Origin of the sequence: Arthrobacter sunyaminii (assembly GCF_018866305.1) — a bacterium.
Classification (GTDB): domain Bacteria; phylum Actinomycetota; class Actinomycetes; order Actinomycetales; family Micrococcaceae; genus Arthrobacter_B; species Arthrobacter_B sunyaminii.
This window is the reverse complement of sequence record NZ_CP076456.1, coordinates 2,769,062-2,790,860: the sequence shown is the minus strand read 5'-3', so window position 1 is coordinate 2,790,860 and position 21,799 is coordinate 2,769,062. Positions and strand designations below refer to the sequence as shown.

Below are 21,799 nucleotides of genomic sequence, written 5' to 3'. Positions count from 1 at the left end.
TCGACGGCGTTAGTCGAGGCCGGGGAAACGGACGCCCGTGAGTTCGGTGCTGACGTCCCAGAGGCGGCGTGCCGTATTCGGATCCAAGGCCTGCGGAGCCGGTGTTACGAGCACGGGCCGCCCGCGGAGTTGGCCCGGACCACCCGGGCCGTAAAACTCCCCGCCCCGGACCCCTGGGGCAGTTGCCGCGTACAGCGTAGGCAGCGCTCCGAGTGCCCCACTTTGGCCCAGCAGGCGGAAGAACGAACCTAAGATGTCCAGAGTGGCCGGGTGATTCATGCCGGAGGTGAGGTTGGTGTTGGTAAAACCGGGATGGGCCGCGACCGCGATCAGCTTTTCTCCGTGTGCTTGGAGCCGTCGCTGGAATTCGAAAGTGAACAGCAGATTGGCCAGCTTGCTCTGGTTGTACCGCACCCAGGGGCGGTACCGGCGCTGCGCAGCGAGGTCCTCGAAATCGATCCGGCCCCCGCGGTGGGCCAAGCTGGAAACGGTGACGACGCGCGCGGCCGGAGCCTGGCGCAGCGCCGGCAGCAGCAGGCCGGTCAGGGCAAAGTGGCCCAGATGGTTGACGCCGAACTGCAGTTCAAATCCGTCAGCGGTGGTCCGGTGCGGCGTGGCCATGACCCCGGCGTTGTTGATCAGCAGGTCCACCGGCCCGTCCTGATCCGCTGCGAACCGGCGAATGGATTTCAGGGAGGCGAGGTCCAGTTGCCGCAGATGAACGTCGCTGTTTCCGGTTTCGGTGCGGATCCGCGTCTGCGCAGCCTCACCGCGCTGCCGGTCCCGGCAGGCCAGTTCCACGCGGGCACCTTTGGCGGCAAGGACGAGCGAGGTCTGCAAGCCCAGTCCGCTGTTGGCGCCGGTGACGACGGCGGTGGTTCCGGACAGGTCCGGGATGGACTCGATGCTGTAGTTCTCCACTTGGCTCCCGCCGCCGTTCGGGTAGGGGTGCTTCAGCGCTGCCTAGCTGTCGCTGTCCGCCAGGCTGGCCAGCACCTTGTCCGTCAGTGACTTTAGCTCCGCCAGTTCGGCCTCGGTGAGTGCCGGCGTCAACAGCTCGTAGATGCCGCGCACATGTGCCCGGCCCAGCCGCCGCTGCAGGGCAAGCCCTTCCTCCGTCAGGGAAAGCTCCACACCGCGCTGGTCGTGCTGGGCAGGCCTGCGCTGCACCAGCCCTTTCGCTTCCATCCGTTCCACCATGCGGCTGAGGCTGGGCTGGCTGATCAGCAGGTGCTCATTGAGCTCGTTGAGGCGGATCCAGCCGGTGGGGCAGCGGGTGAGGTTGAACAGGACGTCATACTCCCGCATGGACAGTTCCTTGAAGGCCGGATCCCGCTGCAGGCGGCGCATCACTCCCACTTGGGTCCGGAAGAGGGACTCCCAGGCCTCGGCTGCCTGTCGAACGGGGGTGCTGCTGGTATCCAGGGACATGTCTTTAGCCTACTGAAGAGTTGGGGCAGGGGCGGAACGTGACGACATCTGAGCTGCGGCTACCCGTGCGGCGTGGGTGGGCCCCTCGGGAACATCTGCCGGACGCCGGGCATCGAATTCACGCCTGAGCTCCGGCAGCACATATTCGCCGAACAGATCAAGCTGCTCCAGGACGGTCTTCAGCGGCAGGCCCGCATGGTCAATCAGGAACAGCTGGCGCTGGAAATCGCCGAAGTACTCCTGGAAGGACAGGGTCTTTTCAAGGACCTCCTGCGGGCTGCCGACGGTCAGCGGAGTCTGCGCCGTGAAGTCCTCCATGCTGGGGCCGTGGCCGTAGACGGGAGCGTTGTCAAAGTACGGCCGGAACTCATTGACGGCGTCCTGTGAGTTTTTGCGCATGAAGAACTGTCCGCCCAGACCCACGATCGCCTGGTCGGCTCGGCCGTGGCCGTAGTGCTCGTAGCGTTCGCGGTAGAGGCTGATGAGCTGCATGTAATGCTCCTTCGGCCAGAAGATGTTGTTCGCGAAGAAGCCGTCGCCAAAGTAGGCAGCAATCTCCGCAACCTGCGGCGTGCGGATGGAACCGTGCCACACAAAGGGGGCAACGCCGTCGAGCGGGCGCGGCGTGGCGGTGAAGTTGCGCAGCGGGGTCCGGAACTTGCCCTCCCAGTTCACCGTCTCCTTGTCCCAGAGCTGGCGCAGCAGGTTGTAGTTTTCCACCGTCAGTTCCACCGAGTCCTGCATGTTCTTGCCGAACCAGGGATAGACCGGAGCGGTGTTGCCGCGGCCCAGGACCAGGTCCACCCTGCCGTCGGCGAGGTGCTGGAGCATGGCAAAGTCCTCGGCGATCTTCACCGGATCATTGGTGGTGATCAGCGTGGTGGCCGTGGAGAGAATGATCCGGTCGGTCTGCGCCGCAATGTAGCCCAGCAGCGTGGTGGGGGAGGAAGCGTAGAACGGCGGGTTGTGGTGCTCACCGGTGGCATAGACATCCATGCCGATTTCTTCGACCTTCTTGGCGATGGCGACGGCGGCCTTGATCCGTTCGCCCTCCGTGGGGATCCGTCCGGTGACGGGATCGCGGGTGATGTCGCTGACGCTGAATACGCCGATCTGCATGGTGTCCTCCGATGTGGCTGGTGCAGCTACAAGTATATGCATTTGCATCTACATGTTCGACAACGATGCTCAACCGTGGAACATTCCCGGCGCCAGGATGCTTACCGGGGTTCCTGGCTCCCGGGCCGAACTGCTGACCATATGGCGGCGTTTCCGGAGCCGGGGAAGACGATGTGCTTCATGACTCCGTCTCCGACCGCCCGGTCCGCGCTGTAGTAGGACGACAGATCGGGGACATTGGGGTCATACGGCGCGTAGAGCCCCGGCGCAAGAGCAGTAACCCGGCCGTCGATGAGTCTGCCGCTGAACCACGCGGCGACCCGGTAGTCCAGAGATGCGGCGTCCACGATCAACGGGTAACCGGGGTAGGCGGCGCTGGTTGTGTCCGCGGTGACCTGGGCAGGGACCGCGGGGGATGCCGATGTGGATGCCGCACTGTCCGTAGCGGTCTCATAGGGTGCGCAGCGGGTCAAAAGTTCCGCGACGGCACTTTTCCACGTCTCGACGTTGACGTTCCAGGCAGAGTTCGGGTTCTCAGCCCGCTGGATGGCGGCGTCCATGGGGGAGGCCAGCTCTTCCAATGCGGCTTCCATGTCCTGTGGGGCGCGGCCGGTTATGCCGCGGATTTCCTCGCTCAGGTCGCGAGCGGTTTCGGCACTTCCCCCGAAGCCGCTCGTTCCGTCACCAATCTTGAGGAGATAGATGGCCCGGTAGAGAGGACCTTTACCGTTGGTCCCGAGGAGCTCGGAGCATGTCTGCTCGTCCGAGCCCTGTGCCGCTGCTGCAACTGCAGGTGCGGCAGACGGTGCGGCAGGTCCGGGGTCGGAGGCAGACAGTCCGTCGGGCTCCGCGGCACCCGAGCTGCATCCGGTGACGAACACCAGGGCAAGGGCAGAAACGGCGACGGCTTTTCTCATGGTTCCTCCGGGAATCGTAAACAGTCGTCCCACCCTAGCGGCTGAATCGCCCAGCTGCGCAAAGGTGTGCGCCTAGTCCGGATGAAGAAAAGCCGATCCCGCTACTGGTTTAGCAACCCCGACGAATCCTCCGCAACGACGAAGTCCCTATCCGTCTCCTTGACTAGTTTCACATTGAGTTGATAGGTGCCCGGCACCATGAGATCCGGAACCCAGATCTCCTCCGTTGATGAAGAAGCCTGGTCTGTCTTGGCCTGCACTCTGTAGGCAAGTTTGTCACCGGACCAGGATTGGGGCACATCAATGCCTTCGAGGGACCAGGTGAGGGAGAGCTTCTCCCCAGACAGCTTCTCAAAGCTCAGATTCACGGGAATCACCCAGCCGCGCGGTTCCGGACTGGCATCATATGTTCCCTCGACCACATTGAGGGCTTCGATGATCTGTGGAGCCGCATCTTCAGAAGACGTTTGGGCAACCGCATCTTCGAAGAACTCTTGCGCAGCCGGATCTGCCGGCGGAGCGTCTTGGGCCGGGGCAGCTTGTAGGAAGATTTTCATGTCGGATGGCTCAAAGTAGCCTGGGTCATTAAAAAGGATTCCCCCAACGTCCCTGGCAGTGTTCTCCAGCACTACGTCCGTAACTGTGCCGGGAGGGCTCGTGGAAGGATTCTCCGGGTCCGTCGATTCGGTGGCTGACTCACTGGGGCCACTGGATCCACCGGTACCGGTGTCGGATGATCCGGTGGGTACGGCGGGTTCAGGCGGAACGGGTGATATCCCGGGCACCGCCGGCGTCGGCGGGAGAGAGGGGACCACGGCAAGGGACGCCTCGGCCGCGCCGTTGATGCGTACATGATGAGCCGCGGCGCCCTCACTGTCGCGCACAAGGGTCACGTAATCGCCGAGGTTTTCCGTCATGAAATCACGAAGCGCCAACGACCTGCCCTCTTCGGTCACCTCAACGGTCGCTACGTCTTTGGTGTCGCCAGGTTTGAAACGGTCCCAGAGCCCGACGACGGAGGCGGCTGCGGCGGCGAGGGCACCGACGGTGAGAATCAGGGACGTGCCGCGGCGATACCACGGCGTATTGGCTTTCGGTTTGGTTTCGTCATCCATAGCCTGCCTCCCCTACCACGGAGTGACCTCATGGGCGTCACGGCGGCTCCCTGGAAGGGTCGGGAACGGGCGTCCATGAGACTAACGCTCCTCCGCGGTCCGGCCTGCGTCAATCACTAATTAAACGGTTGGCGGCGTGATTCGCCGAGTGGCGGCGCCGGCCGGCCCGCTTCTCCCGGGCGCCTTCCACCAGCCGGTACAGGACCGGCACCAGAATGAGGGTCAGGACGGTGGAGGAGACCAGGCCGCCGATCACCACGATCGCCAGCGGACGGGAAATGAAGCCGCCTTCACCGGTGACACCCAAGGCCATGGGGGTCAGGGCAAAGACAGTTGCCAGCGCGGTCATCAGGATGGGCCGCAGCCGCTGCCGGGCGCCGCGCATGATGGCATCGGCCACGTTCATGCCCGGCTCCCCGTTGTGCGGGCGCCGGTACTGGTTGATCAGGTCCACCAGCACAATGGCGTTGGTGACCACAATGCCCACCAGCATCAGCATGCCCACCAGGGAGGGCAGACCCAGCGGCACTCCGGTGACCAGCAGCAGCAGGATTGCGCCGGTGGCCGCAAACGGCACCGATACCAGCAGGATCAGCGGCTGAATGAGGGACTTGAACGTGGCCACCATAATCACGTAGACAATGGCAATTGCCGCCAGCAGTGCCAGTCCCAGCTGGGTGAAGGACTCGTTCTGCTGGGTGGCGGCGCCGGAGAGCGTGGCCGTGACGCTGGCGGGCAGGTCCAGCTCCGCCAGTTTGTCCTGGACCTCGGTAATGGCCGCGCCCAGATTCTCTCCCGCCGGGGACACTGAGACGACGGCGGTGCGTTCGCCGCCTGAGGAGGATATCGACGTCGGGACGTCCACTTCCTCAACCGTGGCCAGCGAGCTCAGCGGAACGGTGCCGGACCCGGCGGGAACGGGAACCCGGCTGAGCTGCTCCACGCTGGTGATCTGTGTTCCTTCGCCGATGAGCACGGGGAAGTCGTCGGTGCCGATGCGGATGGTTCCGGCCGGCAGCGGGCTGAGCGTGGAGGCCACCAGACCGGCAATCTGCTGTTCATTCAAACCCGCAGCCACTGCCTTGGCACGGTCAATCGACACCTGGACCACGGGGGAGGAGGAGGACAGGTTGCTGGTGACTTCACCTGCGGCAGGCAGCGAGGACATCGCTTCCACTACCTCATCGGCCGCCGGCTGCAGTTCACCCGGATCGCCGGCGGACAGGCTGATGTCCACCGTGTTGGAGGTGCCGAAACCGCCGCCGGTGCTGCCCAGGGTGATGTTCCCGGCGTCGTCGTCCAGGGAATCCAATTCGCTGCTAACCGTCTCCCGCAGCGCCACCTGGTCAACGCCCGGCTCGGTGATGACCGTGTAGGAGGCCACCGCGGATCCGCCGGAGCTGAAGGCGGCGAAGCCGGCACTGGAGGTGCCCATGGTGACCTGGACGTCCTTGACGCCCTCGGTGCCGCGGAGCACCTCCTCCACCTCTTCGGCTGCGGCGGAGGTGGTTTCCAGCGAGGTACCCGGGGGCAGTTCCTGCCGGACGCTGAAGGTGTTCTGCCCGGTGTCGCCCAGCAGGTTCGTCTGCAGCAGCGGGGTCATCGCCGCCGTGGCGGCAAGGACAATCACGCCGGCCACCACCGTGTACACCGGATGCCGCTGGGTGGTGCGCAGGATCGGCACATAGCCGCGCTGCAGGAAGGTTTTGGATTCCCGAGCTTCCACTTCGGCGCGGTACGCCGCCGGGTCCGCCACCGGCTGGCCGGACTTCAGGAACCAGTACGCCAGCACCGGCACAATGGTCAGCGAAACCAGCAGCGACGCCAGCAGTGCCAGGGAGGTGGTGATGGCGAACGGGCGGAATAGCTCACCGGCCAGCCCGCCCACAAAGGCGATCGGAGCGAAGACGGCAACGGTGGTCAGGGTTGAGGCGGTAATGGCGCCGGCGACTTCTCGCACAGCGGTGAGGATGGCCGTCCGCTTGTCCGTGCCGTACCCCAGGTGCCGCTTGATGTTCTCGATGACCACAATGGAGTCATCCACCACCCGGCCGATGGCAATGGTCAGCGCGCCCAGGGTCAGGATGTTCAGCGAATAACCGAACGCCAGCAGGCCAATGAAGGTCACCAGCAGGGACAGCGGAATGGAGACGGCGGTGACCAGGGTGGAGCGCACCGAGAGCAGGAAGACCAGGATCACCAGGACGGCGAAGCCCAGGCCGAGGATGCCTTCGGTGGTGAGGTTGGAGATGGATTCCTCGATGAACGGGGCCTGGTCAAAGACCACGGTGAACTTGGCGCCGTTGCCGAGCTCTGATTCCAGGGCGGGCAGGAGATCGGTCACCTGGTGGGAAATGCCAACGGTGTCGCCCGCGGGAGTCTTGGTGATGGACACCGCCAGCGTCGGCTGTCCATTGGTGCGGGTAATTGAGGTGTTCTCGTCTTCCACGATCTCCACCGAGGCAACGTCGCCGATGGTCACCGGATCCGCGGAAGCGTTGGAGCCGCTGCTGCGGGTGGACTCCACCGGCAGGGCGGAGACCTTCTCCAAGCTGTCCAGCGGACTGCCGATCTGGATGGACAGAGTGCGGGTGTCTTCAGCGACGGTACCCGCGGGCACCAGGGCGCCGCTGTTCTCCAGTGCGGAGGAGATCGCCGACGGCGTGACGCCCAGGGCGGCGAGGGCCGCCTCGTCGGGCAGGATGGAAATGCTCCGGGTGGATCCGCCGGTAACTTCAGCGGTGCGTACCCCTTCGATCTTTTGCAGCCGCGGAACGGTGAGGCGCTGCAGGTCGGCATTGAGTTCGGCCAGCGGCTCATCCGAGGAGACCGCAAGGTACACAATCGGGAAGTCGCTGATGCTGCCGGCCAGGGACTGCGGGTTGGCGTCATCGGGCAGCAGCTGGCGGGCGTTGGAGATGGCGCGGTCCACCTGGCCGCGGGCACGGTCCAGGTCGGTGCCGTAGGCGAAGGTCAGGCTGATGGTGGAGATCGAGTTGCGGGAGGTGGCGGAGGAATCCTCCAGGCCTTCCACCGCGGTCAGTGCACCCTCCAGCGGTTCGCTGATCTGCTTGTCCACCACTTCCGGCGAGGCGCCGGGCAGTGCGGTGATCACGGTGATCTGCGGGAACTCCAGCGACGGAATGAGCTCCTGCTTCAGGGATCCCATGGAGATCACCCCGAAGACGGCAATGAACACCGTGATCAGGGCAATGAGCGCCCGGTTGGAGAGGGAAAACTTGGCCAAACGGTCCATGAGCCTGCCTTCGGAAGGGCTGAACTAACGCAGATCGGCAAAACATCCCGAAACCAACCCGGTTCCGGTACTTAACGTTCGTTGGACCGGGCCGACCGGATGGGTCAGCCCGGTCCAACGGGTAAAACTTTTTCGGAGAGTACCTGCGGCTTAGTTCAGGCCCAGAACACGGTTGGTGTCAGAGGTGAGTTCATCCAGCAGGGACTCGTTCTCATTGAGCTTGACGCCGTATCCCGGAATCATGTCCTTGATCTTCGGCTCCCAGCCGCCAAACTCGCGCGGGAAGGCACGCTTGAGCAGGTTGATCATGATGGGCGGGGCCGTGGAGGCACCCGGCGAAGCACCCAGCAGGGCGCCGATGGAGCCGTCCGCTGCGGTGATGAGTTCGGTGCCGAACTGCAGCACGCCGCCCTTCTTCGGGTCCTTCTTGATGACCTGCACGCGCTGCCCGGCGGTGATGAGCTCCCAGCCTTCGGTACCCGCCTGCGGCATGAATTCCTGCAGCGCCTTCGTCTTGCCCTCGCGGGTCTTCATCACTTCGGTGACCAGGTACTTGACCAGGGACATGTTGTCCTTGGCCACGGCCAGCATCGGAACCAGGTTGCCCGGCCGCACCGAAGCAGGCAGGTCCAGATAGGAGCCGGTCTTCAGGAACTTGGGGGAGAAGCCGCCGTACGGGCCGAACAGCAGCGAACGCTTGCCGTTGACGAAGCGGGTGTCCAGGTGCGGGACAGACATGGGCGGGGCGCCCACTGAGGCCTGGCCGTACACTTTGGCGTTGTGGCGGGCAATGATGGACTCGTCAGTGGAGCGCAGGAACTGGCCGGAGACCGGGAACCCGCCAAATCCCTTGCCCTCGGGAATGCCGGAGGCCTGGAGCAGGTGCAGGGCACCGCCGCCGCCGCCGATGAAGACGAAGCGTGCGGACACCGTGCGGGAGGCCCCGGTAGCGCGGTTCTTGACCTTGACATCCCAACCGCCGGAGGAGGAGCGGGTGACGTTGCTGACTTCGTGGCCGTAATTCATCTCCACGCCGCTGCCGGCCAGGTAACCGGTCAGTTCGCGGGTCAGCGCGCCGAAGTCGACGTCGGTGCCGCCGACGACGCGGGAACCGGCAACACGCTGGGAAGGGTCGCGTCCCTCCATGATCAGCGGAGCCCATTCGGCCAGCTTGGAGTGGTCTTCGGAGAATTCCATCGACTTGAACAGCGGCTGGGCGCTCAGCGACTCGTACCGGCGGCGCAGGTACTCGGAGTGCGCGTCACCCCACACAAAGCTCATGTGCGGCAGCGGGTTGATGAAGCTGTTGGAGATATGGCCGGATGAGACCATATGGGACCAGAACTGGCGGGACACGTGGAACTGCTCGTTGATGCCCACCGCCTTGGCCGAATCCACTGAGCCGTCCGCAGCTGCGGGGCTGTAGTTCAGTTCGCACAGTGCGGCGTGGCCGGTTCCGGCGTTGTTCCAAGGGTCCGAGCTTTCCAGTCCGGCGCGGTCGAGGCGCTCAAACAGGGAAATGTCCCAGTCCGGCGCCAGCTGCTTCAGGAACGCCCCGAGGGTCGCGCTCATGATGCCGCCGCCGATCAGCAGTACATCGGTTTTTGTTGCGGACGTATCCGCCGGGCTATTAGCAGTCAACTTCATATCTCCAGTCGCGTGGGCGCTAGCCATAGAAGCGTATCGCTCCAAGGGGCCTTACTAAAATCACCTGCAGTTTGCAACGGACCAATACGCGCCCGTTACTCGTCCCGAAGCTCGATCCGGTTAAAGACCTCGTTGAGCAGCGGCGACGTGGGGTAGGAACCGATCCTGGGGGACAGGGCCAGCGCGGAAATGGGGAAGGCCAGCGGAACGGCCGGCACCCGGGTGGAGATTCGGTCCGTAATCGCGGTGTACGCTTCCGTGCGTTCCGGACCTTCCTGCAGGGTTCGTGCCCGGTCGATCTTGCTCAGCAACTGCGTGTCATCGTAGGCAAACTCTTCGGTGTAACTGCCGAAAAGGGTGCCCACAAAGTTGTCCGGATCGTTATAGGTGCCGCTGATGCCGAACAAATGCAGGGCCCGGTCCCCGCTGGTCTGCACGCTGGAGAGATAATCATCGGACCACTCCACCGGAACCGGCTTAATGTTCAGCCCCGCAGCGGTCAGCTGGCGGCTCAGTTCCGCGTACACCCGTTCGGGGGTGGGCAGATAGGCCCGCGTCACGTGACGCGGATAGTAGAAGGGGAGCTCGGCGCCGTCGTAGCCGGCTTCCTTGAACAGCTCGGCGGCCTTCTCGGGATCGTAGCCGTAGTTCGTGACGGACCCCGAGGAAACCCCGAGCTTTTCCGGCACAAACTGGTTCGCCTGCTTGGTGCCGTTAAGGAAGAGCCCGTCCAGGAGCGCGCCCTTGTCGATGGAGTGGGCGATGGCCTGGCGCATCTTGAGGTCATCCATTCCGGGGAAGGCCTGATTGATGCCGAGATAAAGCACCGAATAGGGGTCCCGCTGCAGGATCTGGAGGCCGTTGCGGGCGAGATCGTCCACATCCGCCACGGTGACCAGATCATAGCCGTCCACCTGCCCGGTTTTCAGGGCCCGCAGGCGGCTTTCCGGACTGCTGATGGTGGAGAAGACCACGGTGCCGATTTGCCCGCGGACACCCCAGTAATCAGGGTTGGCGGCCAGCCGCACCTCGTCGCCCTCCCAGGACTCGAGAGTGAAGGGACCCGTCCCTGTCGGGTGCAGCGCGTAGTCGGAGACTTTCTGGCCGTCCTTTTCCACGGTCAGCACGTCGGCTTTGAACTGCTGCAGAGCCTTGGGGGAGGAGATCGCAAATTCCGGCGATGCCAGGGCGGGAATGAAACCGCTGAGCCGGGTGGCCAGATCTATTTTGACGGAGTACTCGTCGATGGCAGTGCATGACTTGTACACAGCCAAATTGGGGGCGTCCGAGAAGGCATTGAAGACGGCTTTGTAGGCAAGGTTGCCGGATCCGCGTGCGGAGACAGGCAGGTTGTACCAGCGGTCAAAGTTGGCGCAGACGGCATCGGCGTTGAACGGCTCGCCGTCATGGAAGGTGACGTCCCGCCGCAGGGTGAAGGTGTATGTGCGTCCGTCTTCGGATTCGGTCCAGCTCTCGGCCAGCAGGGGAGTGGGTGCAGAGGTCAGGGGATCAACACCAACCAGCCCCTCCATGATCTGGCGGGTGACCCGGTGGCTTTCAGTGTCCGTCGCCAGGGCCGGATCCAGAGTGGACGGGCGGGCGGCGGTGGCGAAGGTGAAGGTGGCGGTGGGTTCTGAACCCGTTGCGCTTCCTGTCGCCGACGCTGAGGCCGTGGCAGTGCCCTCGGGCGGAGCGGCGGTGCATCCGGCGAGAGTTACAGCGGCAATCATTGCACCGGCCCGCAGGAAGGAGCGGCGGCCCATGCCGGAATTTGTCACAGCTGTTGTTCTCCTCCGGAGACGCTCCGTCAACGGTGCGTTTGGTTCTATCGGGTGTATTTATACGAATTGCCAGTCTAAATGATAAAAATCCGGCAACAGCCGGTGAGACACGGCTCACAGCAGTCCTGCAAGTAGGGCAGGATAGGGAAATGACTGAAATCAGCCTTGATTCACCTCTGCTTGAGGTGACGGATCTCGCGGTTAATTTCCGCACCACCGACGGAGAAGTCCAAGCCGTCAAGAACGCCTCCTTTACCTTGCCCCGCGGAGGGACGCTGGCAATTGTGGGGGAGTCGGGTTCCGGCAAATCCACCACAGCCATGGCCGTCATCGGCCTGCTGCCCGGAAACGGCAAGGTGGCCGAGGGCAGCATCCGCTTTGACGGCACGGAACTGGTGGGCCTGCCCGAGGCGAAGATGCGTGCCATCAGGGGACGGTCCATTGGACTGGTGCCCCAGGACCCCATGTCCAACCTGAACCCGGTCACAAAGATTGGCACCCAGGTTGCGGAAACCCTGCTGGTCCACGGCATGGCAACGTCCAAGGATGTGGACCGGAAGGTCATCGAGGTACTGACGGCAGCCGGGCTGCCGGACGCCGCGGAGCGCGCCAAGCAGTATCCGCATGAGTTCTCCGGCGGTATGCGCCAGCGTGCGTTGATCGCCATTGGGCTGGCCTGCCGGCCGCGGCTGCTGATTGCCGACGAGCCCACCTCGGCCCTGGACGTCACGGTGCAGCGGACCATCCTGGACCAGATCGGAAAAATGACCGAGGAGCTGGGAACCTCGGTGCTGCTCATCACGCACGACCTTGGGCTGGCAGCCGAACGCGCCTCGGAGCTTGTCGTGATGCACCGGGGCCTCGTGGTGGAAGCCGGACCCGCGCGTCAGCTGCTGGAGGATCCCCAGCATCCCTACACCCAGTCACTGGTGGCGGCGGCGCCCAGCGTCGCAGCGGTGCGGCTGAGCCCGGGGGCCTTCAAGGCGCCTGCGGCCCAGCGCCTGCGGCTCGCTGAGCAGGTGTACGCCGAACACTCGGACGGCACCAGCACGCCAGTGAACGACGGCGGTGCCCCGGCTGATGCGGTTCCGTCACCGAAGCACAGTGCCGGAGTCACCGCGGCGGGCTCGCCGGAAACCGCGGCACCGGACAACATTGTGGAGATCCGGGATCTGACCAAGGTCTACAAGATCCGCGGCCGTTCCGAGGACTTCTACGCTGCCCGCAACGTCACGCTGGACATTCCCCGCGGGCGTACCGTGGCCATCGTCGGTGAATCCGGCTCCGGCAAGACCACCACAGCCCGGATGCTGCTGAAGCTGGTCGAACCCACCAGCGGCACCATGACTTTTGACGGAATCGACGTCGGGTCCCTGGAGAAGGCCAAGCTGCGGGACTTCCGGCAGCGGGTGCAGCCGATCTTCCAGGATCCCTACTCCTCCCTGGACCCCATGTTCACCATTCAGCGCATCCTGGACGAGCCGCTGAAAACCTACAAGCGGGGTTCCAAGAGCGAGCGCGAGGCCCGCGTGCGCGAGCTGATGGACCAGGTGGCGCTGCCGCATTCCATGCTGGGCCGCTACCCCGCGGAGCTCTCCGGCGGGCAGCGCCAGCGCGTGGCGATTGCGCGTGCTCTGGCGCTCAAGCCGGAACTGATCGTCTGCGACGAGCCGGTCTCTGCCCTGGACGTCCTGGTCCAGGCCCAGATCCTGAAACTGCTGGGGGACCTGCAGGCAGAACTGGGACTGAGCTACCTCTTCATCTCCCATGACCTGGCCGTGGTGCGGTTGATCTCGGATTATGTCTGCGTGATGAAGGACGGTGAACTGGTGGAGGCAGCGTCGTCGGAGGAAGTCTTCTCCAACCCCCGCCACCCGTACACGCGCAAACTGCTGGCTTCGATTCCGGGCAACGAGCTGAACATCGAGGAAGACGAACTGGCTTCCTAATCTGCTTGACGAACGAGAAAAGCGCCGCCCCTGTGAACAGGAGCGGCGCTTTTCTCGTGGTGCGGACCGGCTATTTCTTCCGGGTCTTGGGATCCAGGGCCTCCCGCAGGGATTCGCCCAGCAGGGTGAATCCCAGGGCCGTGACGGCGATGCAGATGCCCGGCAGGAACGCCAGCTGCGGTGCCACGGCCAGTTCATTCTGTGCGTAGGTCAGCATCCGCCCCCACTCCGCCGTCTGCGGCTTGCCGCCGCCGAGGCCGAGGAAGGACAGGGCGGCGGCATCAATGACAGCCGTCGCCAGGGTCAGGGTGCCCTGCACGATCACCGGACCCATGCTGTTGGGCAGCAGATGGCTCATGGTGATGGTGCGCCGGCTCAGGCCCAGGGACTGCGCCGAAAGGATGTAATCGGCGCTGCGCTGGGAAATCATGGACGAGCGCAGCAGGCGGGCGAAGATCGGGATCTGGGAAACACCAATGGCGATCATGATGGCGTAGGTGTTCTGCCCCAGGATGGCGGCAATGCTCACCGCCAGCAGCAGGTTCGGGACGGAGAGCAGGATGTCCACGAAACGCATGATGACGTTGTCCACCCAGCCGCCGATTCCGCCGGCGATGATGCCCAGGAGCATGCCGCCCGCCAGTCCCAGCGCTGTGGAAATGACACCGATGATGAGTGAAGCGCGGGCGCCCCAGATGAGTTTGGACAGGACGTCGCCGCCGAACCGGTCCAGTCCCAGCGGGTAGGCGTCAATGTCGCCGGGCCCGGGGATGGACGTGGGGGTGATGTCCGTCCGTCCCGGAAGATCGTCACCGCCGAACGGTGCCAGTACCGGTGCCAGAATGGCCACCAGGATGAACAGGCCGATAATCACGGCCCCGGCAATGGCCGCCGGATTGCGGCGCAGCCGCTTGAAGGCGGAACGCCACATACCCGTTCCGCGGGTGTCGGCCTTGACCGGCGCTGCGGGCTCGTCGGGGCGGATGGCGCCGCCGGGAGCCGGTGGGAGAACTGTACTCATTGCACCCTCACCCTCGGGTCGATGAAGCCATAGGACACGTCAACAATCAGGTTGATCAATGAATAGGCGATGGCGATGAAAATGATGAATCCCTGCAGCACGGGATAGTCCAGGTTGAAGATGGCATCACGCAGGAATCTGCCGATACCGCTGAAGGCAAACACCGTTTCCGTCAGCACGGCACCGGAAATCAGCAGGCCGGTCTGCAGTCCAATGGTGGTGGTCACCGGAAGCATGGCGTTGCGGAGGACGAACCGGCCGCGGATGGTTTTCTCCATCAGGCCCTTGGCGCGCGCGGTGCGCACATAATCAGCGCCCTGAACCTCCAGGACGGAGGCGCGGGTGATGCGCACAATGATCGCCAGCGGGATGGTGCCCAGGGCAATTCCGGGCAGGACCAGGTGCATCAGCGCGTCCCAGGACGCGTCCCATTCCCGGGTTAGCAGCCCGTCCAGCACATAAAAGTCCGTGATGTGGGTGGCGTCAATGCGCGGATTCTGCCTGCCGTCCGGGGGAAACCAGGGGAGCTGGATGGCAAAGAGCCACTTCAGGATGAAGGCCAGGAAGAACACCGGGATGGTGATTCCCACGAGCGAAAGCACCACCGAGGAATGATCCCAGAAACGTCCGTAGTGGGTTGCCGCGCGGTAGCCAAGCGGGATCCCGATGCCGATGGCAAAGATGAGCGCCACCAGGGACAGTTCCAGGGTCGCGGGGAAACGGGTCGCGAATTCCTCCAGCACGGGCCGGCCGGTGACCGTGGAAACGCCGAAGTCGCCCTGCAGGAGCTTACCGACGTAGACGAAGTACTGCTCCAGGAGGGGGCGGTCAAAGCCGTAGGCGGCGTTAATCCTTGCGATCGCCTCCGGTGTTGCTTTGTCGCCGAGCAGAGCGGTGGCCGGGCCGCCGGGAAGGCTGCGGACCCAGACGAACAACAGGATGGACAAACCGATGAGTGTGGGAATCAGCATGAGAAGACGTTTGCCGATGACTTGCAGCACAGGTGTCCTTTCTCAGCGTGGTCGAGGCGCTGGATGAAGGAAAAAGAAACAGGGAAAGGGCCGGGATCTCCGAAGAGACCCCGGCCCTGTGCTGCTTACTTGTTGAGTTCGATCTTGTTAAACACTTCGTCATTCACCGGGCTGGCGGGGTAGGAAACCACGCGCTCGTTGAAGGCGAGTGAGGGAGCCGGGTGTGCCAGCGGAATGGCCGGCACAAACTCGGCGATGTCCTCGTTGATCTGCTCGTAGAGCGGAGTCTGCTCCTCGAGGCTGCTGACCTGGCGGGCTTCCTCCAGGGCATCGAAGATCTCCGGGTTGTTGAACCCGAACTCGGGCTTTTCGCCGCCGAAGAACACACCGACAAAGTTGTCCGTGTCGTTGTAGTCGCCGGTCCAGCCCAGCAGGTGGATGCCGTGGTCTTCGGAGGCCTGGACGCGGTCCAGGTAATCCGGGGACCACTTGTTCGGCTGCGGATTGACGGTGATGCCCACGTCTTCGAGCTGGGCGGTGATGTTGGTGTAAACCTGCTCCGGCGTCGGCATGTACGGGCGGGAAACGCCGGTCGGGTAATTGAAGTCCACGGAGAAGCCGTCCGGGTAGCCGGCCTCGGCCAGCAGGGACTTGGCCTTCTCAGGATCGTATTCGTATTCGGTGACGTCCTCGTTGTAGCCGTTGACGACATCGGGGATGAACTGGGAGGCCACCTTGGTGCCTTCGGGCAGGGTCTGGTCCACCAGGGCCTGCTTGTCGATGGCGTGAGCGATCGCCTGGCGCACCAGCGGGTCCGCCAGCTCCTCAACCTTCTGGTTCATGCCGAGGTAGAGGATGGTGAACGGCTCGCGGGCCATCACGTTGTACCCGGCGTCGGCCAGCGACTTTGTGTCGGCCGGAGCCACGAGGTCGTAGCCGTCAATGGTGCCGGCCTCGAGGGACTGGCGGCGGGAGTTGGGATCGTCGATGACACGGAAGATGATGTCCGTGACCTGGCCCTGCTCGCCCCAGTAGTCGTCGTAGGCGGAGAGGGTGATCTGGTTGCCGACTTCCCAGTTCTCGAATTTGAAGGGGCCGGTTCCGGTGGGATGGCTCTTGGCGTACTCGGTCAGCGTGGGGGCCTCGGCCGTGCCGGAAGCTTCGTTGGCCGCGTACTGGTCCATCGCCGTCGGGCTCTGCATGGAGAAGGCCGGCAGGGACAGGGCGGCGATGAATCCGGCGAACGGCTTGGCCAGGGTCACTACGGCTTCGGTCTCGCCGGTCGCCTCGCAGGACTCGTAGGTGGCGGTTTCCGGGGTATCGGCGAAGCCCTTGAAGAGCTTGCTGTAGTAGTAGGCAAGGCTCTCGGCCTGCTGGATGCCCGTGAAGTTGTACCAGCGGTCAAAGTTGGCGCAAACGGCTTCGGCGTTGAAATCGGTGCCGTCGTGGAAGGTGACGCCGTCCTGCAGCTCGAAGGTGTAGGTCAGGGCGTCCTCGGAAGTCTCCCAGGACTTGGCCAGCAGCGGCTCCGGATCCGCGGTGCCCGGCTTGACGCCCACCAGGCCCTCGAAGATCTGGCGGCTGACGCGGAAGGACTCGCCGTCGGAAGCGAAGGCGGGGTCCAGCGACTTGGGATCCGAGGACGCTGCGAACACAAAGGTTCCGTCAACGTCCGACGACGCCCCGGCGTCGCCCGTTCCTTCGTCGCGCTCGCTCTGGGCACAGCCCGAGAGAATCAGGGCGCTGAGCGCGATCCCTGTGGTGATGGCCGCGGCGCGCCGTTTGGGGCGCGAACCGCTCGTAGATCGGCCGGCATATGACATGGTCGTACTCCTCTGGGGCGAGAGATACCCGTGCGTGTGGCGGGTGCCGTGCGGGGCGTGTCATCCGATGTGTGTCGTGTGACACAAACGTATGGACCAGAGCCTAATGGGTGACCGCGATTCCGACGGTATTTGAACGCCCGGCGGCGCGGTCACAATTCGGTCACACAGGAGGCGGGGCGGGCACACAAAAGGCGGGCACCCGGAGGGGCACCCGCCTTTTGCTCGGCTGCGAAGGTCGGCACAGCCTGCCGGCGCTAACCGGCCGCTTTGGTTACATTCCGGGCATCAGGACGGTGTCCAGCAGGTAAACGGTGGCGTTTTCAGTCTGGACGCCGCCGCAAACCACTGTGGCGTCGTTGACCATGAGGCTGTCTCCGGAACCGGTGACCTCAACTTCTTCGCCGTTGACGGTGGCGTATGAGCCGGACAGTTCATCGGGTGTCATCTGGCCGGGAACCACGTGGTACGTCAGGATGCTGGAGAGCAGTTCCGGATCAGCCTTCAGCGCCTCAATGGTGGCCGGATCCAGCTTGGCAAAGGCATCATCGGTGGGGGCGAAGACGGTGAACTCGGAGCCGTTGAGGGTGTCCACGAGATTCACATCCGGGTTTAGCTCGCCGGAGACCGCAGACGTGAGGGTGGTGAGCATGGGGTTGTTGGAAGCGGCGGTGACCACCGGATCAAGGGACATTCCTTCAATGGAGCCGGCGCCTTCGGGAACGGCCGCTGCGTAGTCGGCGCAGCTGGCGCCCACCAGGTTGGCCGCCGGGTCAGCGCTCATGGACTCGCTGGCGCCGGGGTCGGAGCTCATGGATTCCGAAGCCGAGGGGGACATGCTGGACTCTGATGCCGTACCTGATTCGGAACTCGTTGATGAGGTGTCGGTGGAGTCGGTGCTGCAGGCGGCCATGCCCAGCATGGAGACAGCGGCGATTCCGAGGATGGACATGTTTCGGCGGGTTTTGAAAGCCATGATTTTCTCCTTCTGGCGAGAGCCCCCGTTGCGGCGGAACCTCGTGGTTGGTGTGAACACCTCTTGGTGCGAGGTCTCAGAAGGTCTTCGGCCGGAGTCCGGAGCCGGATGGGTGGAACACCGGAAAAGTTTTGACCCGCGTCACAGGCTGCGGACGGCCGGGGGAGGAAGGGGGCAGGGGCAAAAGAAAACACCCCGGTCCGAAGACCGGGGTGTTACCTGTGTCGCGACTCATCCGGAAACGATGTCTCGACGATTCCCTTTGGTGCGCGAGGAGGGACTTGAACCCACACGTCCGAAGACACTGGAACCTAAATCCAGCGCGTCTACCAATTCCGCCACTCGCGCGCACTGCTTTCAGGATGTTGCCGCAGTTGTTGCGCAAAGCCCTAAAACCAGCCTCCAGTGTACCCGAGGTTAGGCGAGTCCCAGATCACGGGATAGTTTGGCAACGTGGCCGGTGGCTTTCACGTTGTACTGTGCGAGGGAGACTTTGCCTTCCGGGTCCACCACCACGGTTGACCGGATCAGGCCCTCATAGGTCTTGCCGTAGTTCTTTTTCTCGCCCCAGGCTCCGTATGCTTCGGCCACGGCGTGGTCGGGATCGGAAAGCAGGGGGAAGTTGAGGTTCTCCGCCTCGGCAAACTTCTCCAGCTTGGGCACCGGGTCCGGAGAGATGCCGACGACGGCGTACCCGGCGTCCTGCAGGCTGTTCAGGTTGTCCCGGAAGTCGCAGGCTTCCTTGGTGCAGCCCGGGGTGGCGGCGGCGGGGTAGAAGTACACGATGGTGCTGCGTCCGCGGAATCCGGAGAGCGAGACGGAAGTCGAGTTTGTGGCCGGAAGGGTGAAGTCCGGGGCTGTTTCACCGGGGGACAGGCGGGTCATAGGTCTCTCCTTGGTATCAATGCGCGGCTCACCACGCCTCGGCGAGACAGTGGGAGGCCATGGTGACTATCATAGTAGGTGGTGGATTTGCAGGTTATCCGATCGGCCGATGCCTCCTCACCCTGAAAGGAAGAGTTCTGTTTTATGCCCGATATGGAGCACTGGCCCACTGGTCGCCTCTTGTCTACGGCCGCACGTCTGGTCGAACATGCCTGGAATGAGAGGCTGGTCCGGATAGGTGTCACCCACGCGGGAGTGATCGCGCTTGGAGTCCTTGAATCCCAGGGACCCATGACGCAGGCACGCCTTGCGCAAATTGTCCGTGTGCAGGCGCAGACCATGGGTAAGACTCTCTCCCGGCTTGAAGCTCACGGACACGTAACCCGCGTCCGCAATGACCTGGACCGCCGCAGCCACATGGTGTCCATTACCCCGCAGGGCCGTGAAGCGCTGCAGGAAGCACAGGATATTGAGCGCACGCTGACCGAGGGCCAGGAACTCATGTCGCCCGAACTGCGCGGACAGCTGCGCAACGTTATCCGCGAGCTGGGCAATTCCCGGTGGCAACTTGCCGTGGATGTACCCGGGCTGCCTATTCCGGCGGTGGCCCCGGAGGAAATTGAAGCCATTGCAGCTCCGACCGATCCGGCGGGCGAGGTCCAGGGCGAGGCGTCCGGCAAAACCGAAGGCGTTGAGGCGGGAAAATAACCCCGGGCCTGATATCTCTGAGGTAACAATTACAGGAAGGCACGCACCCTGACGGGAAGCGTGCCTTTCCTGTTTAAAGCCAGCCGGTCCGGTTAAAGCCAGCCGGTCCGGGTTGCCGGGGCAGGAGGGTTCAAAAGAGGCGGGGGTCGTGCCGACCCGCACCCTGTGCCGACCAACACCCTGCCAACCAAAAAGGAGAGCGGCCCCGCCGGTATTCACCGAACAGAACCGCTCTCCTTGACGTGGTGCACCCCCCGGGACTTGAACCCGGAACCCTCTGATTAAGAGTCAGATGCTCTGCCAATTGAGCTAGAGGTGCATCTTGCCGGGACGCCGTACCGCCGGTCAAACCGGCGATTTGTCATCCGCAACGACAGACAACATTACCAGCCTTTTTCCCCGACCGCGAACGCGGGGGCGTGGAATCGGGCAATTGAGACGCAGTTCATACGGCGTCCCTGCATTCGCGGTATACGGCGAGCAGCGGATGCGCAGCTTGACCGGTACGGGGGTGCGCCGGAGATCTCCCGGACAAAAGAAAAACCCCGGCTGCTTGGTCATAATGCCAAACAGCCGGGGTTCTCATTGGTGCACCCCCCGGGACTTGAACCCGGAACCCTCTGATTAAGAGTCAGATGCTCTGCCAATTGAGCTAGAGGTGCATTTGTCTCAGAGTGTCAACCGTGCTTTTTTGCTCGATTTGCTCTCCGCAACGACATGAAACATTACCAGTACTTCCGGGGAAAAGAGAAATCGGGTGGAAATTTCAGGGATTGGGCGTACCTGCCTTCCTGTGTCGGCCCGCCGGAACCACGAGTTCCAGCGGACTGCCGTCCCAATCTGCACTGTTATCAACAATCCACGTTCGGGAGGGAAGTCCGGGGGCGCCGGAAGCCGGCTCGTCCGGGTCCTCCGGGTCCTGCGCGGCAGTGGCTGAAACGGTGTCGCGGGGGACCGGGGTGACCGGGAGGCCGCCGGCCTGCTCCACTACCTTGTTGTTCAGGAGCCGCCTCAGCAGGGCAAAAGCGGCACCGGCACTCAGTCCGGCAGCGGCAGCTGCGGACGTTGTAAGCCGAGACAAGCGTTTCACTCAACCCGCCCTTCCACTGGTGTGCCGCAGCAGGCATGGCCCGCGGGGACAACAACACTGAACCGGTCTTCGACGTTACGGCGGCGCCGCAGCGGTGTCCAGAGTGCACGGTGCGGAGCAGCCCCGGGGCTAGGCTGTCAGGCATGAATGAGCAATTCCGCCCCGTCCGCACCCTGACCGTGCCCAGCGAAGATCTCCTCGATGCGCTGGAACCTTTGCCTAACGGCTTCCGCGCCGGCGTCTGGGACCTGGTGGGGGAGCCCAGCGGGCTAACCTACGGCGAGATTGACGCCGTCGTCCTGCCGTACGCGGCGGGAAACGATTGGGGCGAGGCACTGGGCCGCGTACCCAACCTCAGGATGATTCAGGCCCAGACCACCGGATATGACGGGCTGCCGGAACTCGCCGGCCCCGGCGTCGCCGTCGCCAGCGCTGCGGGCGTCCATGCGGCCGGGACCGCGGAGCTTGCACTGACCCTGATGCTGGCCAGTCTGCGCGGAGTTGATGACGCCGTGCGCAATGCGCAGACCGGCACGTGGGGCAGCAGGCGTTACCGAGGACTGGCCGACTCCAGGGTGTTGATGGTGGGTGTGGGCGGAATCGGATCCGCCATCGCGCGCCGGCTGGAGCCCTTCGAAGTTGAACTGACCCGGGTGGGAAACCGGGCACGCACCGATGAGCACGGATTGGTGCACGGGGTCGATGAACTGGCCGAACTCGCAGCCACAGCGGATGTCCTGGTGGTAATTACCCCGCTGAACGAGCAAACGCGGCACCTCATTGGCCGTGACGTCCTGGCGGCGCTGCCTGACGGGGCGCTGGTTGTGAACGTGGCGCGCGGCGCCGTCGTTGATACGGACGCGCTCACTGCGGAGGTGGTCTCGGGCCGTTTGTCAGCGGCGCTCGACGTCGTCGATCCGGAGCCGCTGCCGGCGGATCATCCGCTGTGGAAGGCACCCAACGCGATCATCACCCCGCATGTCGGAGGAAACACCGAGGCCTTTGTGCGGCGCATCCGCAAGCTGCTCAAAGAGCAGGCGGACCGGCTGGCCCGGGGCGAGGAACCAATGAACCTTGTCCTGCGGGGGCCGTGGGCTTGAGCCTGCCGGG

Annotated in this window: 17 protein-coding genes and 3 tRNA genes; 3 read left to right on the top strand and 17 right to left on the bottom strand. The window is 63.9% G+C overall.

The features are described from left to right. Positions 1–9: 9 nt before the first annotated feature. From KG104_RS12540 to KG104_RS12505, 8 genes are all read right to left on the bottom strand, one after another. A complete protein-coding gene (locus KG104_RS12540) occupies positions 10–921 on the bottom strand; it encodes an oxidoreductase (RefSeq protein WP_216202320.1) in 912 nt (303 codons plus the stop codon). 42 nt (positions 922–963) lie between these two features. Continuing rightward, on the bottom strand, positions 964–1,431 hold the full coding sequence (locus KG104_RS12535; protein WP_104052409.1) for a MarR family winged helix-turn-helix transcriptional regulator: 468 nt from the start codon (positions 1,429–1,431) through the stop codon (positions 964–966). A 9-nt stretch (positions 1,432–1,440) separates the two neighbouring features. Continuing rightward, positions 1,441–2,550: an LLM class flavin-dependent oxidoreductase gene (locus tag KG104_RS12530; RefSeq protein WP_207348043.1), complete on the bottom strand. Its 1,110-nt coding sequence runs from the start codon at positions 2,548–2,550 to the stop codon at positions 1,441–1,443. A 101-nt stretch (positions 2,551–2,651) separates the two neighbouring features. After that, on the bottom strand, positions 2,652–3,467 hold the full coding sequence (locus KG104_RS12525; protein WP_207348044.1) for a hypothetical protein: 816 nt from the start codon (positions 3,465–3,467) through the stop codon (positions 2,652–2,654). A gap of 101 nt (positions 3,468–3,568) precedes the next feature. Next, the gene (locus KG104_RS12520; protein WP_207348045.1) at positions 3,569–4,582 is read right to left on the bottom strand and encodes a hypothetical protein; all 1,014 of its coding nucleotides are present in this window, start codon (positions 4,580–4,582) and stop codon (positions 3,569–3,571) included. A 109-nt stretch (positions 4,583–4,691) separates the two neighbouring features. Continuing rightward, a complete protein-coding gene (locus tag KG104_RS12515; RefSeq protein ID WP_207348046.1) occupies positions 4,692–7,838 on the bottom strand; it encodes an efflux RND transporter permease subunit in 3,147 nt (1,048 codons plus the stop codon). 150 nt (positions 7,839–7,988) lie between these two features. Beyond that, positions 7,989–9,512 (bottom strand): malate:quinone oxidoreductase, encoded by a 1,524-nt coding sequence (locus tag KG104_RS12510; protein ID WP_207348047.1) that lies wholly within the window; start codon positions 9,510–9,512, stop codon positions 7,989–7,991. A gap of 68 nt (positions 9,513–9,580) precedes the next feature. Next, positions 9,581–11,263 carry an ABC transporter substrate-binding protein gene (locus tag KG104_RS12505; RefSeq protein WP_307859004.1) on the bottom strand — a complete coding sequence of 561 codons (1,683 nt, stop codon included), beginning with the start codon at positions 11,261–11,263 and terminating at the stop codon, positions 9,581–9,583. Between the two features lie 152 nt (positions 11,264–11,415). Between KG104_RS12505 and KG104_RS12500 the strand changes: the two genes are divergently transcribed. Next, entirely contained in the window at positions 11,416–13,215 is a 1,800-nt protein-coding gene (locus KG104_RS12500) for a dipeptide ABC transporter ATP-binding protein (protein ID WP_207348048.1), read from the top strand. Positions 13,216–13,285: 70 nt separating this feature from the next. Here KG104_RS12500 and KG104_RS12495 read toward each other — a convergent pair whose 3' ends face one another. From KG104_RS12495 to bcp, 6 genes are all read right to left on the bottom strand, one after another. Continuing rightward, positions 13,286–14,236, bottom strand: coding sequence for an ABC transporter permease (locus tag KG104_RS12495; RefSeq protein WP_207348049.1), 951 nt, complete (start codon positions 14,234–14,236; stop codon positions 13,286–13,288). Further along, positions 14,233–15,237 carry an ABC transporter permease gene (locus KG104_RS12490; protein ID WP_207348050.1) on the bottom strand — a complete coding sequence of 335 codons (1,005 nt, stop codon included), beginning with the start codon at positions 15,235–15,237 and terminating at the stop codon, positions 14,233–14,235. The genes KG104_RS12495 and KG104_RS12490 overlap by 4 nt, the downstream gene beginning before the upstream one ends. A 95-nt stretch (positions 15,238–15,332) precedes the next feature. Next, positions 15,333–17,030 (bottom strand): ABC transporter substrate-binding protein, encoded by a 1,698-nt coding sequence (locus KG104_RS12485; protein WP_207348051.1) that lies wholly within the window; start codon positions 17,028–17,030, stop codon positions 15,333–15,335. Positions 17,031–17,304: 274 nt separating this feature from the next. After that, entirely contained in the window at positions 17,305–18,006 is a 702-nt protein-coding gene (locus KG104_RS12480) for a fasciclin domain-containing protein (protein WP_207348052.1), read from the bottom strand. Between the two features lie 263 nt (positions 18,007–18,269). Then, positions 18,270–18,354, bottom strand: a tRNA-Leu gene (locus tag KG104_RS12475). A 69-nt stretch (positions 18,355–18,423) separates the two neighbouring features. Beyond that, a complete protein-coding gene (gene bcp, locus KG104_RS12470; protein ID WP_104052398.1) occupies positions 18,424–18,891 on the bottom strand; it encodes a thioredoxin-dependent thiol peroxidase in 468 nt (155 codons plus the stop codon). A gap of 180 nt (positions 18,892–19,071) precedes the next feature. Here bcp and KG104_RS12465 point away from each other — a divergent pair, with 180 nt between their 5' ends. Next, positions 19,072–19,599, top strand: coding sequence for a MarR family winged helix-turn-helix transcriptional regulator (locus KG104_RS12465; RefSeq protein WP_307859005.1), 528 nt, complete (start codon positions 19,072–19,074; stop codon positions 19,597–19,599). 243 nt (positions 19,600–19,842) lie between these two features. Here KG104_RS12465 and KG104_RS12460 read toward each other — a convergent pair. The 3 genes from KG104_RS12460 to KG104_RS12450 form a co-directional block, all read right to left on the bottom strand. Continuing rightward, positions 19,843–19,918 (bottom strand) — tRNA-Lys (locus KG104_RS12460). A 267-nt stretch (positions 19,919–20,185) separates the two neighbouring features. Beyond that, positions 20,186–20,261: transfer RNA gene (locus KG104_RS12455), tRNA-Lys, on the bottom strand. Between the two features lie 104 nt (positions 20,262–20,365). Beyond that, complete coding sequence (locus tag KG104_RS12450; protein WP_207348053.1) at positions 20,366–20,689, bottom strand: hypothetical protein; 324 nt, start codon at positions 20,687–20,689, stop codon at positions 20,366–20,368. 143 nt (positions 20,690–20,832) lie between these two features. Between KG104_RS12450 and KG104_RS12445 the strand changes: the two genes are divergently transcribed. After that, positions 20,833–21,789, top strand: coding sequence for a 2-hydroxyacid dehydrogenase (locus KG104_RS12445; protein WP_207348054.1), 957 nt, complete (start codon positions 20,833–20,835; stop codon positions 21,787–21,789). Positions 21,790–21,799 lie beyond the last annotated feature (10 nt).